Source organism: Noviherbaspirillum album, from assembly GCF_035916955.1.
Taxonomy (GTDB): Bacteria; Pseudomonadota; Gammaproteobacteria; order Burkholderiales; family Burkholderiaceae_D; genus Noviherbaspirillum; species Noviherbaspirillum album.
In genome coordinates this window covers 96,452-112,238 of sequence record NZ_JAWIIV010000005.1, presented here as the reverse complement: position 1 = coordinate 112,238, position 15,787 = coordinate 96,452, and the positions used below count along the sequence as shown (strand labels likewise).

Sequence of the window (15,787 nt, the reverse complement as noted above, 5' to 3'; positions counted from 1 at the left end):
TCCGTTGGGCGAAAGTTGGCAGCAGGGCAACGTTTTTCAGAACAAATTGACAAGCCCGCGCCAGAAACCGTCGGGAACGTACAACAGTGCGGCGGTCATGGTCACATAGCGCAGGAATTTGCCGATCGTCATATAGAACACCGATGGCCAGAACGGCAGCTTCAGCCAACCGGCCAGCGCGCACAGCGGATCGCCGATCGCCGGCAGCCAGGCCAGCAGCAAAGTCTTGGCGCCGTAGCGCTGCAGCCAGCCGAACCAGCGGCTTTCGCGCTCCTTGGCCAGCGCCATCTTGGCGCCGTAGCCCATCCAGTAATCGATGATGCCGCCGATGGTATTGCCCGCCGTGGCGACCAGGATGGCTGGCCAGAACAGCGCCGGGTTGGCCTTGGTGACGGCAAACACCGCCGGTTCCGACCCGAGCGGCAGCAGCGTCGCCGACAGGATGCTGATGAGGAAGACGGAGCTCAGCCCGACATCGGGCACGGCAAGGACATTCAACAGCCAGCGGACTGCGGATTCGATCATCGGATTATCAGATTGAGCCCAGCCCCGGTATGCGATGCAATCGGGGGACTGGCAAGGGGCGTCCATTATAATTGCGGGTTCGCATGCCGCATTGGGGAAGGCATGCAGCCAAGCCGAGCCTATGACTACCGACTATCTACAGAAAATCCTGACCGCCCGCGTCTACGATGTTGCCGTTGAATCGCCGCTGGAGTTTGCGCCTACGCTGTCCGAGCGCATGGACAACCAGATTTATCTCAAGCGCGAGGATATTCAGAGCGTGTTCAGCTTCAAGCTGCGCGGCGCCTACAACAAGATGGCGCACCTGACGCCGGCGCAGCTGAAGCGCGGCGTCATCTGCGCCTCGGCCGGCAATCACGCCCAGGGAGTGGCGCTGTCGGCGGCGAAGCTGGGCTGCCGCGCGGTGATCGTGATGCCGACCACCACGCCGCCGGTCAAGATCGATGCGGTCAGGGCACGCGGCGGCGAAGTGGTGCTGTTCGGCGACTCCTACACCGACGCCTACAACCATGCGCTGACGCTGGAAAAGAAGGAGAAGCTGACCTTCGTCCATCCCTTCGACGACCCTTACGTCATTGCCGGCCAGGGCACGATCGCAATGGAAATCCTGCGCCAGCATACCGGCCCGATCGATGCGATCTTCGTGGCCATCGGCGGCGGTGGCCTGATTTCCGGCGTGGCCTCCTACATCAAGGCGGTGCGCCCGGAGATCAAGATCATCGGCGTGCAGACCGTCGATTCCGATGCGATGGCGCGCAGCATCAAGGCCGGACGCCGCGTGGCCTTGCCCGACGTCGGCCTGTTCTCCGACGGCACCGCGGTCAAGCTGGTGGGAGAGGAAACCTTCCGCATCGCCAAGAAGCTGGTCGATGACATCATCATCGTCGACACCGATGCGGTGTGCGCCGCCATCAAGGACGTGTTCCAGGATACCCGCAGCATCCTCGAACCGGCCGGCGCACTGGCGATTGCCGGCGCCAAGGAATACATCGAGCGCGCCAGGGCATCCAAGAAGCCGGTGCGCGGCCAGACGCTGGTGACCATCGCCTGCGGCGCCAACATGAACTTCGACCGGCTGCGCTTCGTTGCCGAGCGGGCGGAGGTGGGCGAAGCTCGGGAAGCGGTATTCGCCGTCACCATCCCGGAAGAGCGCGGCAGCTTCAAGCGCTTCTGCGAACTGGTCGGCCCGCGCAACGTGACGGAATTCGTCTACCGCATCAGCGACGCCAGGGAAGCGCATGTCTTTGTCGGCATGACGATTTCCAGCCGCGACGAACCCGGCCGCATCACCAAGAACTACGAGAAGCACGGCTTCCGCACGCTCGATCTCACGCACGACGAACTGGCGAAGCTGCACGTGCGCCACCTGGTCGGCGGCAAGAGCCCGCTGGCGCAGGACGAGCTGCTGTACCGATTCGAGTTCCCGGAGCGGCCGGGCGCGCTGATGCGCTTCCTCGACAGCATGGCGCCGAACTGGAATATCAGCCTGTTTCATTACCGCAACCAGGGCGGCGATGTGGGCCGGATCCTGGTCGGCATCCAGGTGCCGAAGAAGGAAATGAAACTGTTCCGCCAGTTCCTGTCCGGTCTTGGTTACCGCTACTGGGACGAAAGCGAGAATCCGGCTTACAAACTGTTCTTGTGATCCGGAATCTGCGGTCCCATCTACTCTCCTGCATCACGGCGTCGGCTTGAACCGGTGCCATGACGCAGGGTCGAAATGGCTTTTGACGGCGTTGACAGCAGGTTTTTGACGCTTCTTACCGTATTTTCGTCGCGCATTTCGTTTTTTCAGGCTTGTGGACAGGCGTCGGCAAACACTGATCGGCCCCGTGACGCGCCGTGCCATAAGTGCCCGCTCTGCCCACGTCTCCCCATTCTCACTTCCCGTTGATCATGACCAGCTCCAACCAGCCCGAAGCGTCGCCGCTCGGCAAGCCCACCGCCTACCAGACCCAGTACGATCCATCGCTGCTGTTTCCGATCGCGCGCCAGCAGAAGCGCGAAGAGATCGGCGTCACCGGCACCCTGCCCTTCTTCGGCGTCGATATCTGGAACGCCTATGAACTGTCATGGCTGAACATGCGCGGCAAGCCGCAGGTCGCCATCGCGACGTTCACCGTGCCGGCGGAGTCGCCCAACATCATCGAGTCGAAGTCGTTCAAGCTTTATCTTAACTCCCTGAACCAGACGCGCATCGCCAGCCCTGAGGCGCTGGCCGACATGCTGCGCGCCGACCTGTCCGACGGCTTCGGCGCCTCGGTGTCGGTGAAGCTGACCTTGCCGGAAGACTTTTCCAAGCTCGGCATGGGAGAGCTAGAGGGTCTGCTGCTTGACCGGCTCGATATCGAAGTCGACGGCTACCAGCCGGATGCCTCGCTGCTCAAGGCCAATGCCGAGGAAGCCATCGTCGAGGAAACCCTGGTATCGCATCTCCTCAAGTCGAACTGCCTGGTGACCGGCCAGCCGGACTGGGGCAGCGTGCAGATCCGCTATGTCGGTCCGCAGATAGACCAGGAGGGCCTGCTTCGGTATCTGATTGGTTTCCGCGAGCACAACGAGTTCCATGAGCAGTGCGTAGAACGCATCTTCATGGATATCTTGCGCCAATGCCACCCGCAGAAACTTGCGGTCTACGCGCGCTATACGCGCAGGGGTGGACTCGACATCAATCCCTGGCGCAGCAATTTCACTACCTCGCAGCGTCCGTCGAACCTGCGCAACGGCCGCCAGTAAGCCAGTAAGACTGGTGAAAGCCGGCCCGACTAGGATGGGGGAAGGTGCGGATGCGGTGTGGCATGCAACGCACGCTTTTCCCCAAAAGAAACTATTGGGCATATTTCGGGTCTGTAGCTGGAATTCCTTGGCACGACGAATCGTATGCTGATCAAAATTGAATCATTTGCGTCGGCATTCTGCTTACAGTCAAGAAGCTTTATGTCTACCATCCTATGCTGTGGATTACGTATTCTGGAAACAGGCCTATAATGCGTCTCGACAGCTCATTTTGTGCATTGCACCATAAGCCCGCGTAACATGACCAATCTTGCAAAAATCCTGACATTGGACAATGTCGTTCTTGATCTTGAGGTATCGAGCAAGAAACGCGCATTCGAACAGGCAGGATTGATATTCGAGAACAACTGCGGCATTGCCCGCTCGATGGTCTCGGACAATCTTTTCGCGCGCGAGCGCCTCGGTTCCACCGGCCTGGGTCACAGCGTTGCGGTTCCCCATGGCAGGATCAAGGGTTTGAAGGCGCCGCTGGCGGCTTTTGTCAGGCTCAAGGAAGCGATTCCCTTCGAATCCCCTGACGGACAGCCGGTCAAGCTGCTGATCTTCCTGCTGATCCCGGATCACGTGACGCAGCAGCATCTCGAAATCCTGTCGGAAGTCGCCGAAATGTTCTCCGACGAGAACTTCCGCAACCAGCTGGCAGCCGATCCCGATGCGGCTTCGGTACACGCACGCATCCTCGCGTGGCAACCCAGCATTCACGCCTGACATTTCCGCCATCGCCAAGCATCCGCAATGCCCTCTTCCACGCATCTGACTATCCAGCAATTATTCGACGATACCAGGGAGGCGCTGCAACTCGGCTGGTTCGCCGGCTTCCCGGGCGGCGAGCGGCGCATTTCCGGCGATGCCACTTCCGCCGCCGACCAGGTGGGCCACCTCAACCTGATCCACCCCGGTCGCCTGCAGGTGTTCGGACACCAGGAAATACAGTACTACAACAAGCTGTCGCCGGCGTCGCGCAAATACCAGACGGAAGAACTGGTGGCCGGCGAACCTCCGGCCTTCATCATCGCGCAAGGCCTGGAAACCCCGCCGTATATTCTGGCCATCTGCGACGAGAAGAACATTCCCCTGTTTTCCACGCCGCTGCCTGCTGCGCAGGTCATCGATTACCTGCGTGTCTACCTGTCCAAGGAACTTGCCCAGCGCATCACCATGCACGGGGTTTTCATGGATGTGCTGGGCGTCGGCGTACTCATCACCGGCGAATCCGGACTCGGCAAGAGCGAACTGGGGCTGGAACTGGTGTCCCGCAATCATGGCCTGGTGGCAGACGACGCCGTCGAATTCGCGCGCATCGCGCCCAACATGATCGAAGGCCGCTGCCCGCCCCTGCTGCAAAACCTGCTGGAAGTGCGCGGCCTCGGCCTGCTGGACATCAAGACCATCTTCGGCGAAACCGCAGTGCGCCGCAAAATGCGGCTCAAGCTGATCGTGCATCTGGTCCGGCGCAGCACGCTCGAGGAAAACTACGAGCGCCTGCCCCTGCATTCCCAGACGGAGGAAGTGCTTGGGCTGCCGATCCGCAAGGTCATCATCCCGGTGGAAGCCGGACGCAACCTTGCCGTGTTGCTGGAGGCGGCGGTGCGCAACACTATCCTGCAGCTGCGCGGGATCGACACGCTGAAGGAATTCATGGAACGCCAGCAGAAGGCCATGGGCAACGACTAGCAATGACTAGCTGGAAAGCAACAGTTTCTCACGCTACAAGGCTTCGAACGAGCACATAAAATGCCCGACGCGCGCTTGCGGTATGATTATCGACTATGCGCCTTATCCTTATTACGGGCATATCCGGCTCAGGGAAATCGGTCGGACTCAATGCTCTCGAAGATGCAGGTTACTTCTGCGTCGACAATCTGCCTCCCAAACTGCTGCGACACCTGGTTGAAACCCGCCAGGAAGAGGGCGGCGACAACCTTGCCGTAGCCGTCGACGCGCGCAGTGCCGATTCCCTTGCCGGCCTGCCCGCCGATATCCGTGCGCTCAAGGAGGAAGGCCATGATGTCAAGGTCCTGTTCCTGACCGCGAAGACGGAATCCCTGATCACGCGCTTTTCCGAAACCCGCCGCAGCCATCCGCTGTCGCACCGCGTCCAGCCCGAATCCGGTCCCGGCGGGCAGCCGACCCTGACCGAGTGCATTTTCCGCGAACGGGAAATGATGTCGACGATAGAAGGCATCGGCCATGTCATCGACACCTCCGGCCTGTCCGCGAACAAGCTTCGGGCATGGATCAAGGACCTGGTCGAGACCGACCGCACGCCGCTCACCCTGCTGTTCGAATCCTTCGCATTCAAATTCGGCGTGCCGCTGGACGCCGACCTGGTATTCGATGTCAGGGTACTGCCGAATCCCTATTACGACACGGCGCTGCGCCCGCTTACCGGCCGCGACGAGCCGGTGATTGCCTTTCTCGACACCCAGGCCCATGTTGCCGAACTGCTGGCGGATATCCGCAACTTCGTCGAAAAGTGGCTGCCGGCTTTCAAGAACGACAACCGCAGCTACCTGACCGTGGCCATCGGCTGCACCGGCGGCCAGCATCGTTCGGTGTACATGGTCGAACAGCTGGCTAGGCATTTCCGCGCGAGCGAGCGCGTCCTGCTGCGCCACCGCGAACTGAACTTGCCGAACTGAGCTGCGAACCGAGCTGAGCAGGCTGAACTGAAGGTTACTCCCACCATGCTGCCCAACGACGACTGGATTGCGCTGTTCCCGCTGAAGACGGTGCTCTTCCCCGGCGGCGTGCTGCCGCTGAAGGTGTTCGAGACCCGCTACATCGACATGGTGCGCGATTGCATGAAACGCAACGCGCCGTTCGGCGTGGTGCTGATCAAGTCGGGACAGGAAGTCGGACAGGCGGCCGAGCCCGAATCGACCGGCTGCCTGGCGCGCATCACGGACTGGGACATGGAAAACCTCGGAGTGATGATGCTGCGCACCGAAGGCGGAGAACGCTTTCGCATACTTGAAACGCGGGTGCTCCCCGACCAGCGGCTCGAAGCGCGCACCGCGATGCTGCCCGCCGATTCTTCTCCGCCCGTCAGCGACATGCATGTCGAATGCGCGAAGGCGCTGAAGACGGTTATCGACGATGTCGACCAGAAGGGTCGGCTCGAAGACGGCGAAAAATTCATCAGCCCGTTCGCGCAGCCCATTCGCCTCGACAGCGCCGGCTGGGTCGCCAACCGCTGGTGCGAGATCCTGCCCATCCCCTTGAAGGCAAGGCAAAAGCTGCTCGAACTTGACGATGCGCAGACACGCTTGTCAATTGTTCATCAGTACCTGAAGCAGCACCAGATTCTCTGACCGCTTCGGCGGTGTCCATCCAATTATTGATTCGGCCCGAAAAAAGCTCATTTTTCGAGCCGGATCTATAAGCCCAACCGCATGCACCGACCGGCCGTTCAAACGCTGGTCCGTCCAGCCATGTGTCATTTCCGATAAGCGTATTTCGCGAGGCGGCGCAGGCCTTTCTTTTCTTCCACTCGTTTGTTACCGCGCAAAATCGCGAACTTGCATTCATAGGATAAATGCACAGTCGCCCGCCGTTTCAGCAATCCCTTTCGTAAAGCCAGCAGCCCCGACCCGATTACCTTGAGCGCTAACCCTATGCTTCTGGATGACGCACGCGAACCCATGCGGACAGAATCCATTAACCGCCGCAAGAATATGCCGTCCGTGCGTATTCCGCAGATCTCGCCCATCAGCCTGATCTCGCTGCTGTACGCGCTCAGCCTTTACATCTTCTATCGACAGGGATTCATCAGCGGCGCGACCTTCATCAGCGTGGCCGCCATTGTTCTTGCCGTCGTCGTCCTGTTCTATGGAATTTTCCGATTCGGCCTGAATCAGCGCTTCCGGGAGCCGAGCCTGATGCTGCCGCAGCTGGCGGCATCGCTGCTCATCATGCTGGTGGTCGCCTACGTCGAGCGGACCACACAGATGGCGCTCGTCCCCTTCATGCTGATCGCATTCTCGTTCGGCATCTTCCGCCTGTCGACCGCCTCGCTGATCGGGCTATCCCTCGCCTGCCTTGCTGCCTACCTGAGCATCATCCTGCTGCGCGGCCAGGCGGAAGGCTTCGTCCAGGCTTTCCGCACCGACCTGGTGCAGTGGTGCGTGCTGGCCCTGACCTTGCCGGGCATGATCCTGGTCGGCAAGCAGATTCAGAACATGCGCCAGCTACTGCGCGCGACGCGTTACCAGCTCCAGCACTATGAGGAAAAATCCGCGCGCGACGAACTGACCGGCCTGTACAACCGCCGCCAGTTGCAGACCGAACTGGCGCAGGCCCGGCTGCATGCCGATACGTCGGGAGCGCCGTTTTCGATCTGCCTGATCGACATCGATCATTTCAAGGAAATCAATGACAGGAATGGCCACCTGACCGGCGACACCATCCTGAAGGACTTCTCGAGGACAGCGCGGGAAAGCATCCGCGATACCGATATCCTGGGTCGCTACGGCGGCGACGAATTCCTGCTGATCCTGCCGGACACCGGCATCAAGGGTGCGGTAATGCATGCCGAACGCCTGCGCGTGTATACGCACTTCCTGGACTTCCAGGAGTTGCTCGTCCAGAAAAACATTTCCCTGTCGATCGGCGTAGCCGAGTACCGAAGCGGGGAAAAGATCACAGACCTGATATCGCGCGCCGATTCGGCGCTGTATCAGGCCAAGCAGATGGGACGCAACCGGGTGGAGTGGATAGAAGGCCAATAAGCGCCGCCGTCCTGCCCGTCCTGCCCGTCCTGCCCCTCCTTCCTATCACCGCCTCATGACAGCAGGTCAGGCTCGCCGAATATCGCCAGCAGCAGCTTCTTTACGGGAGCCGGCAACGGCGCATCCGCCAGCCGGGCAACCGGATACCACACGCGATTGCCTTCGCCGGCAAATTCGCGGCGGCTGTCCAGCCGCACGTGGTACGGCCAGACATGCAGCTTGTAATGCGTGAAGACATGGGTGAAGGGCTGCAGCCTGTCGAAAGACCGGGGCAATCCGTAATTGGCGACCGCCGGCGCCAGGCGCTCCTCCCTTCCGGCCGCGTCGACATCGTCGGGGCTCAGCACATCGATCTCCGGAAGCGACAGCAGGCCACCCCAGATGCCGCTGTCCGGCCTCTGCTCGAGCAGGACATGGGACCGGTCGGCGATGACCAGCATCGTCGTGCTCTTTTCCGGCACTGCCTTCTTCGGCTTCGGCGTCGGCAGCAGGTGGGTGCGGCCGGTGGCCCTCGCCACGCACTGCGCGGCCAGCGGACAACGTTCGCAAGCAGGCCTGCCGCGCGTGCAGAGCGTGGCGCCCAGGTCCATCAATCCTTGCGTATAGGCGCCGACGTCCTGCTCGGGCAGCAAGGCGACGGCGCGCAGCCATAGCTGGTCTTCGACCGGCTTCGCCCCAGGAAAACCGTCGATGCCGAACACCCGGCAGAAGACCCGCTTGACATTGCCGTCCAGGATCGCCGCGCGCGTGCCATAAGCGAATGCGCTGATCGCCGCAGCGGTGGAGCGGCCGATGCCCGGCAATTCTGCGAGCAGGCCGGGATCGCGGGGAAAGATGCCGCCATGTTCGGCGACGACGCGCTGCGCGCAGCGATGCAGATTGCGCGCGCGGGTGTAGTAGCCGAGGCCGGCCCAGTGCGCCATCACATCCTCGGACGGTGCCTCGGCCAACGCCTGGACATTGGGAAAGCGATCGAGGAAACGCTGGTAATAGGGGATCACCGCCGCGACCTGGGTCTGCTGGAGCATGATCTCCGACAGCCAGATGCGATAGGCGTCATGGGTATTTTGCCAGGGCAGGGAATGCCGTCCATGCTGTCTCTGCCAGCGGATGACCGCTTCGGAAAACCCCGGGTCGGCATAGTCGACGGAATGGTTGACGGCGGGGCGCGCGGCCCGCGGGCGGGCCTTCTTCGCGCCGGACGCTGCACGGTCCGGCGCTTCGACGACTTGCTTCATCCTATGCTGCGGCCTTCAGTGCCGCCAGTTCCATGATGATGGCATTCCTCAGTTCGGATTCCAGCAGCGACAGGGTCTTCTTGCGGGCATCCAGGTCGGCTTGCATCTGCTCCAGCGCTTCGACTTTCTCTTCCAGGCTTTCGGTCGCCATGTGGATGCGCTCGATCGACTGCCTGCGCTTCTTCAACTGCGCCTTGTGCTCCCAGATCTGCGCTTCGAGCGGCGCCATCACGACCTTGAGCCAGGCTTCGACATCACGGTTCGCCTGCAGAAAGCTTTGCTTGACGCGTGACGCGATCGAATCGAAGAACTTGGTCATCAGCACGACCTGCGGCGTGGTGAGGATGACCGCAGTGCCGAACTGCTTGTGATACACGCCTTCGATCAGTTCGATCTCCTTGAGGTACTTGTCCAGCGAAAAAGGCATGGGCGCGGACAAAGCCAGACCATGTTCCGTTGAAAACTTGCGGTACATGATCGTCATCATTTCGGTGATTTCCTCGGTCTTGCGGCCCGATACGACGAGATTGTTGCGGATGCGCGCAAAGAAATCCTTGACCGCAGCGCGCAGGCCGGTGGAGAACCTGCTCTTTTCCATGTCCTCGCGGGTGAGCGCGATGTCTTCCTTCAGGATATCCATGCCAAGGCTGGTGAACACTTCGGTGGAAAGGCGGGTGAAGACCGCGCGCGTGCCCTGCAGCTTCAGCAGGCTGCTGTCGAAGTCCTTCTTCTCCAGGTCGACCCGCTTCATCATGTGTTCGATGATGTTCTGGTTCTTGCCGCGCAGGCTCTTGAGCTCGACCAGCTGTTCAACCACGTTGCGGGACCGCGATGCCAGCAGCGCCTGCTTGGCGGCCGCCATTTCGTTCAGGTCGGCCAGCAGCTGTTCGCGCACGATCTCCTGCTTGCTGGGGATCAGTTCCGCGGACAAGGCCGATTCCAGCAGCGGCAGGCGGCTTTTCGCCAGCAGAGCCGGATCGTGATTCACCTTGCCTACCAATCCCTTCTGGGCGGAGATCGGGAACACCTGGTCGCTGGCAAGACCGAGCGTCTGGGCCACGGTGTCGACCTGACGCGAGATCTGCTGCTCGACTTCGGCCGCGCTGCGCAGTTCATCCCACATGCTGTCGATCTTGTTGAGCACGACCATGCGCGCCGGCCCGGAGCCGATATGATTGCGCCAGACGTCGATGTCGCTCTTGGTGACGCCGGTGTCGGCGGCGAGAATGAACAGTACCGCATGCGCATTCGGAATCAGGTTCAGCGTCAGCTCGGGCTCGGTGCCGATGGCGTTGAGGCCCGGAGTGTCGATGATGACCAGGCCCTGCTTGAGCAGCGGATGCGGAAAATTGACGATGGCATGGCGCCATTGCGAAATCTCGACCAGTCCGTTCTGGTCCACCGACAGCATGGCATCGGGATCGTCTTCCTGGTAAAGACCGTAGCGCTTGGCCTCCTCGATGCTGACGCGCTTGGTGAGGCTGACCTGCTTGAAGGCTTCGAGCATGCCTTCGCCCGATGAAATATCGAGCGGCAGCACCGTCCAGACATGGCTCTGTTCCTTGAAATCGCTGGTGGAAGCCGCTTCCGCCCGGGTTTCGATCGGCAGCAGGCGGATCGAAGGAGGAAAGGTTTCGTCGTACAGCAGTTCGGTCGGACACATGGTCGTGCGCCCCGCCGACGATGGCAGGATGCGCTGGCCGTAATCGGCGAAGAAGATCGCGTTGATCAGTTCCGACTTGCCCCGGGAAAATTCGGCGACGAAGGCGATCGACAGCTTGTCGTCGACCAGCCGCGCCTGCAGCCGAGCGAAGCGCTGGTCGCTGGCGGCATCCGCCAGATCCGATGCGCCGACGCATGCGCGATAGCGTTCCAAGGACGCCAGCACTCCGTTGCGCCAGCTGCTGTACTCTTGGAAGCGTTGTACCAGTTCACTCACAGTTTCCCCAATTCATCTGAGTTGTAGCCAAGAATCTAGCACCCGTCACACCTTTTGACAATTTGGACAGTAGAAAGTGGAGCGCTGGCCCTGTTTCAGTTGGCGAATTTCGACACTGCATTGTCGGCAAGGCTGCCCGGTCCTGTCATAGACGAAGTAGCTTTGCTGGAAATAACCGGGTTGTCCGTCGGCTGCCATGAAGTCGCGCAGCGTGCTGCCGCCCTTCTCTATCGCGGCTGCCAGCGTTTCGCGTATGGCGATGGCCAGCTTTTCATAGCGGACCAGGCCGATCCGGTTGGCCGGCGTTCTGGGATTGATGCCGGCCCTGAACAAACTTTCGGACGCATAAATATTGCCCACCCCGACCACGATGTCTCCTGCCAGCAACACTTGCTTGATCGGCGCGGTGCGCTTGCGGGTCTGACGATACAGCATCAATGCGGAAAAGGCATCGTCCAGCGGTTCCACGCCCAAGCTGCGCAACAAGACATGTTCGTCCACCTCGCCCTCATCATGCGCATGCCAGAGCACAGCGCCGAAACGCCGCGGGTCGGTCATGCGCAGTAGCTGGTCGCCGACCAGCAGGTCGAAATGGTCATGCTTTTGCGGCGGCTCGCCGGCTTGCAAAATCCGCAGGTGCCCGGACATGCCGAGGTGGACGATTAGCGTTCCATGTTCGAAAACGATAAGCAGGTATTTCCCGCGGCGACCGGTGCCAAGAATTTTCCTGCCCTGCAGCATTTGCTCGAGGCCTTCCGGAAAAGGCCAGCGCAACCCGGTATGGCGTAGGGTTACACCCGTTACCGTGCGGCCTTCCAAATGCGGGGCGACGCCGCGCCGCGTGACCTCGACTTCGGGTAATTCAGGCATGGTTGGAAAGACTCTTTGTAGAAAGACAAATTTGATGGGGAACAAGCATGTTATGACTGGACTCAGTTCCTAATTGGGGGCGATGCCGCCGAATGGAAGCATGTTCGGGCCCGGTTTCACGCAGCGGGCAAAGCATGCAGGCTTAGGCGTAGAATTGGAATCTGCTAGATTAGCCGGGAATATCCCTTGAAAAACACTCTTCCTATTGTAACGCTGTCGATTGCGCTGTCGGCCTGCGCCACCGGCGGCATGAATGCGCCCGCAGCATCGGGTGCCGTCCCGGCTGCGTCCGCGGCGACACCGGCCGTCCAGACGGCTGACGCTGCGATGCGCAGACCGGTTTCCGCAGTACGCAGGACAGGCGCCGGCCCGGCGGAGCAGAACGAGGATGAAGGCCTGCCCACGGTGCAGTTGACCGACGAACTGCTCTACAAGCTGCTCGCATCGGAATTCGCCTTCCAGCGCGGAGACTGGCAGAGCGCTTATGTCACTACCCTGGGCACGGCGCAGCAGACGCGCGACCCGCGCCTGGCCAAGCGGGCCGCCGAAATCGCCCTGAGCGCCAAGCAGGTGGACGAAGCGATGAATGCGGTGCGGCTGTGGCGCAGCCTGGCGCCCAACTCCGACGAAGCGGCGCAGTATTACCTGAGCTTCATCATCCTCGGCGACAATCTTGCCGAAGCCAAGCCGATTCTCGAGCAGAGGTTGAGGGAGGCCCGTCCGCAGACGCGCGGACTGCTGGCATTCCAGATGCAGCGGCTGCTGGCCCGCGCAAAAGACAAGGCGGCGGCGCTGGCCTTGCTCGACGAAGTCCTCGCTCCTTACCTCGACATGCCGGAGGCGCACCTCGCGCTTGCGCAAGGCGCCTTCGCCGCGGGCGACAGCCAGCGGGCTCGCAGGGAAGCGCAACTGGCCCTCACGGCCAAGCCCGATTCGGAGATCGCCGTGCTGGCGCTGGCGCAGGTCACCCCGGACAAGACCGAGGCCGGGAAAATCCTGCAGGACTTCATTGCAAAGAACCCCAAGACGCGGGAAGTGCGCCTGGCCTATGCCCGCATGCTGGTTGAGCAGAAGGAGTATGCGAAGGCGCGCGCCCAGTTCGAAGCATTGCTCAAGGAACAGCCGCAGGATCTGACCTCGCTCTACGCGCTCGGCGTGCTGGAAGTGCAGGCCAATGATCTCAATGCGGCCGAACAGCACCTGACCACCTACCTGAAGGTACTGGCCGCCAATCCCGATGAGGAACGGGATCCATCCCAGGCGCTGCTCCTGCTCGCGCAAATCGCCGAAGAGCGCAAGGATACTGAAGGCGTTCTCAAATGGCTGTCGCAGATCGAGCCGGGCGAAGCCTATCTCAATGCGCAGCTGAAACGTGCCCAGGTAATCGCCAAGCGAGACCTTCCAGCGGCGCGCAAACTGTTGCATGAAATCACCGTTAGCGGAGAGCGCGAACAGGGGCAGGTCATACTGGCCGAGGCGCAGCTGTTGCGGGACGCCAATCAGGTGCCGGAAGCAATGAAAGTATTGCAGGAAGGGATCAGGCAATCTCCGGACAATACCGATCTGCTGTACGACTATGCGATGCTTGCGGAAAAAAGCAGCCAGTGGGACACGATGGAAGCCTCGCTGCGCAAGATCATGCAGCTGGCACCGGCCAACCACCATGCCTACAACGCGCTGGGCTACTCGCTGGCCGAGCGCAATATCCGGCTTGAGGAAGCCTACACGCTGATCGACAAGGCGCTCAAGCTCGCACCGGACGATCCTTTCATCATGGACAGCATGGGCTGGGTGCAATTCAGGCTCGGAAGGCTGAAGGAAGCCGAAGCCCTGCTGCGGCGCGCGTATGAAATACGCCCGGATGTCGAAATTGCCGCCCACCTCGGCGAAGTTCTCTGGGTCAAGGGACAGCGCGCCGACGCCGAAAAGCTCTGGCGCGATGCCCGGAACAAGGACCCGCAGAACGACACGCTCAAGAATACGCTGGCGCGGCTTAACGTAAATCTATGAAATCACTGCCCAACTGGCGGCGCACGCTGAGCGTGGCGCTGCTGCTGCCGCTTGCCGCCTGCAGCACTCTTGTTCCGCCGACCACTTCGACAACGCCGACGCCCTCTGCATCCACCGCTGCCGAGCGCCGCCTTGCCGAGGACATCGAGGTGGCCGGACGCCTGTCGCTACGCTACCAGGGTACGCAGAGGGAAGAAGCCGTGCATGGCAGCTTCACCTGGATGCAGACGCCTTCGCAAACCCGGATCACCCTGCTTTCCCCGCTCGGGCAAACCATCGCGCTCATCGAAGCGTCGCCGCAAGGTGCCAGCCTCAGCCAGGCGGGACAGCCGGTGCGGCGTGCCGCCGATGTCGATGCGCTGACCGCGCAGACGCTCGGCTGGCCCTTGCCGGTTTCCGGACTGCGGGAATGGCTGCAAGGCATTGCGCTTACGTCTTCCGGACAGCGTTTCATTGCCACGCCGCAGGACAGCGAAGTGACCACCCAAGACGGCTGGCGTATCCGCTATGCGAACTGGCAGCCGGATACCGTGTCGCCGCAGGCAAGGCCCAGACGCATCGATCTCGTCCGCAATACGCAGCAGGCTGGCGAGGTTTCCATCCGTATTGCAATCGACACATGGCAAGAACACTGAACAACTGCCCGGCTCCCGCGAAAATCAATCTTTTTCTGCATGTCATCGGGCGCCGGGCGGATGGCTATCATTTGCTGCAGACCGCATTCCAGCTGCTGGACCGGGGCGACACCCTGCATTTCTCCGTGCGCGGCGACGGCACGATCCGGCGCACCACCGAGGTGGCGGGCGTGGCCGAGGCTGAAGATCTGGTGGTGCGCGCCGCGCGCCTGCTGCAATCGGCGACGGGCACTTCCCTGGGCGCCGATATCGGCATCGACAAGATATTGCCGATGGGCGGAGGCCTGGGCGGCGGATCGTCCGACGCCGCCACCACCCTGATCGCGCTGAATCACTTGTGGGAAACCGGACTGGACCGCCGGGCGCTGATGGGGCTCGGCGTGAAACTCGGCGCCGACGTGCCGTTTTTCATCTTCGGCACCAATGCGTTTGCGGAAGGCATCGGAGAGGAATTGACCGCTCTGAGCACACCCAAACTTTGGTACATTGTCATTGAACCCGGCATCGCTGCGCCGACGGCTGCGATATTTTCCGATCCGGAATTGACAAGAGATACGAAAGCCGTCAGAATAACGGACTTTCCTGAAGCGACAAATCAATTCGGGAAAAACGACCTGCAAGTCGTGGCGACCAAGCTGTATCCGCCGATTGACGAAGCACTGCAATGGCTACGACAATATGGCGACGCAAGAATGACTGGTTCCGGCGCATGTGTGTTTTGCGCCTTTTCGCAAGAAAATGAGGCAGATGAGGCGCTTCAAGCTGCGAGAAAAACCGGGCGTTCGAGCTGGAAAGCATGGAAGGCCCAGGCGATCGAGCATCACCCGCTCTCGCATTTGTTAGGTCGGTAGCAAGTCAAGGATTCGTTCAGTGTTGCCGGTGTATCGGCAAGATTGAGCACCAGGTTGCGTAGGGGAGTCGCCAAGTTGGTCAAGGCACCGGATTTTGATTCCGGCATTCGAAGGTTCGAATCCTTCCTCCTCTGCCATTAAATACAGAAGAAACCAAAAGCCGCCAACGCAAGACGACACGTCAAAGCCTTGG

The 15,787-nt window shown here is 61.0% G+C and carries 14 protein-coding genes and 1 tRNA gene; 11 read left to right on the top strand and 4 right to left on the bottom strand.

Annotated features, from left to right (window positions below):
* Nucleotides 1–36: 36 nt before the first annotated feature.
* Nucleotides 37–525 carry a YqaA family protein gene (locus RY831_RS08205; protein ID WP_326505840.1) on the bottom strand — a complete coding sequence of 163 codons (489 nt, stop codon included), beginning with the start codon at nt 523–525 and terminating at the stop codon, nt 37–39.
* Between the two features lie 34 nt (nt 526–559).
* Between RY831_RS08205 and ilvA the strand changes: the two genes are divergently transcribed.
* The 7 genes from ilvA (at nt 560) to RY831_RS08170 (ending at nt 8,051) form a co-directional block, all read left to right on the top strand.
* The gene (ilvA, locus tag RY831_RS08200) at nt 560–2,170 is read left to right on the top strand and encodes a threonine ammonia-lyase, biosynthetic (RefSeq protein WP_326505839.1); all 1,611 of its coding nucleotides are present in this window, start codon (nt 560–562) and stop codon (nt 2,168–2,170) included.
* Nucleotides 2,171–2,421: 251 nt separating this feature from the next.
* Nucleotides 2,422–3,261, top strand: a complete 840-nt coding sequence (gene queF / locus RY831_RS08195) for an NADPH-dependent 7-cyano-7-deazaguanine reductase QueF (RefSeq protein ID WP_326505838.1) — start codon at nt 2,422–2,424, stop codon at nt 3,259–3,261.
* Between the two features lie 300 nt (nt 3,262–3,561).
* Complete coding sequence (locus RY831_RS08190) at nt 3,562–4,029, top strand: PTS sugar transporter subunit IIA (protein WP_326505837.1); 468 nt, start codon at nt 3,562–3,564, stop codon at nt 4,027–4,029.
* Nucleotides 4,030–4,056: 27 nt separating this feature from the next.
* Entirely contained in the window at nt 4,057–4,995 is a 939-nt protein-coding gene (gene hprK / locus RY831_RS08185) for an HPr(Ser) kinase/phosphatase (RefSeq protein ID WP_151635523.1), read from the top strand.
* Between the two features lie 95 nt (nt 4,996–5,090).
* Entirely contained in the window at nt 5,091–5,963 is an 873-nt protein-coding gene (rapZ, locus tag RY831_RS08180) for an RNase adapter RapZ (RefSeq protein WP_326505836.1), read from the top strand.
* 45 nt (nt 5,964–6,008) lie between these two features.
* The gene (locus RY831_RS08175; RefSeq protein WP_326505835.1) at nt 6,009–6,635 is read left to right on the top strand and encodes an LON peptidase substrate-binding domain-containing protein; all 627 of its coding nucleotides are present in this window, start codon (nt 6,009–6,011) and stop codon (nt 6,633–6,635) included.
* A 330-nt stretch (nt 6,636–6,965) separates the two neighbouring features.
* Nucleotides 6,966–8,051 (top strand): GGDEF domain-containing protein, encoded by a 1,086-nt coding sequence (locus RY831_RS08170; RefSeq protein WP_326505834.1) that lies wholly within the window; start codon nt 6,966–6,968, stop codon nt 8,049–8,051.
* Nucleotides 8,052–8,104: 53 nt separating this feature from the next.
* Here the strand turns inward: RY831_RS08170 and mutY are convergent, their stop codons facing one another.
* From mutY to mutM, 3 genes are read right to left on the bottom strand one after another with little or no spacing between them, the layout of a single operon-like run.
* Nucleotides 8,105–9,289, bottom strand: a complete 1,185-nt coding sequence (gene mutY / locus RY831_RS08165; protein ID WP_326505833.1) for an A/G-specific adenine glycosylase — start codon at nt 9,287–9,289, stop codon at nt 8,105–8,107.
* A 1-nt stretch (nt 9,290) separates the two neighbouring features.
* The gene (locus RY831_RS08160; RefSeq protein ID WP_326505832.1) at nt 9,291–11,228 is read right to left on the bottom strand and encodes a dynamin family protein; all 1,938 of its coding nucleotides are present in this window, start codon (nt 11,226–11,228) and stop codon (nt 9,291–9,293) included.
* 45 nt (nt 11,229–11,273) lie between these two features.
* The gene (mutM, locus tag RY831_RS08155) at nt 11,274–12,098 is read right to left on the bottom strand and encodes a bifunctional DNA-formamidopyrimidine glycosylase/DNA-(apurinic or apyrimidinic site) lyase (protein ID WP_326505831.1); all 825 of its coding nucleotides are present in this window, start codon (nt 12,096–12,098) and stop codon (nt 11,274–11,276) included.
* A gap of 186 nt (nt 12,099–12,284) precedes the next feature.
* Between mutM and RY831_RS08150 the strand changes: the two genes are divergently transcribed.
* From RY831_RS08150 to RY831_RS08135, 4 genes are all read left to right on the top strand, one after another.
* A complete protein-coding gene (locus RY831_RS08150; protein WP_326505830.1) occupies nt 12,285–14,108 on the top strand; it encodes a tetratricopeptide repeat protein in 1,824 nt (607 codons plus the stop codon).
* Nucleotides 14,105–14,743, top strand: coding sequence for a lipoprotein insertase outer membrane protein LolB (gene lolB / locus RY831_RS08145; protein ID WP_326505829.1), 639 nt, complete (start codon nt 14,105–14,107; stop codon nt 14,741–14,743). The genes RY831_RS08150 and lolB overlap by 4 nt, the downstream gene beginning before the upstream one ends.
* Nucleotides 14,728–15,594, top strand: coding sequence for a 4-(cytidine 5'-diphospho)-2-C-methyl-D-erythritol kinase (gene ispE / locus RY831_RS08140; RefSeq protein ID WP_326505828.1), 867 nt, complete (start codon nt 14,728–14,730; stop codon nt 15,592–15,594). The genes lolB and ispE overlap by 16 nt, the downstream gene beginning before the upstream one ends.
* 60 nt (nt 15,595–15,654) lie before the next feature.
* Nucleotides 15,655–15,731 (top strand) — tRNA-Gln (locus RY831_RS08135).
* Nucleotides 15,732–15,787 lie beyond the last annotated feature (56 nt).